The organism is Vallitalea okinawensis, assembly GCF_002964605.1.
Taxonomy (GTDB): Bacteria; Bacillota; Clostridia; order Lachnospirales; family PQDH01; genus Vallitalea_A; species Vallitalea_A okinawensis.
In genome coordinates, this window is the sequence record NZ_KZ672986.1 from 1,552 (window position 1) to 1,755 (window position 204).

Sequence of the window (204 nt, forward strand, 5' to 3'; positions counted from 1 at the left end):
TTTTAACACATGTGGCGGAGTAGCTCAGATGGCTAGAGCATACGGTTCATACCCGTAGTGTCGGCGGTTCGATTCCGTCCTCCGCTACCAACTTTTACATAAGTAAATGGATTAATAACTGTACATACTAAGCGTGAGTGGCTCAGTGGTAGAGCATCGCCTTGCCAAGGCGAGGGTCGCGGGTTCGAATCCCGTCTCGCGCTC

The 204-nt window shown here is 51.5% G+C and carries 2 tRNA genes; both read left to right on the forward strand.

The features are described 5' to 3' along the window. The first annotated feature begins 13 nt into the window (after nucleotides 1-13). Nucleotides 14-90: transfer RNA gene (locus C1Y58_RS00055), tRNA-Met, on the forward strand. Nucleotides 91-131: 41 nt separating this feature from the next. After that, a tRNA-Gly gene (locus C1Y58_RS00060) sits at nucleotides 132-203 on the forward strand. Nucleotide 204: the final 1 nt, after the last annotated feature.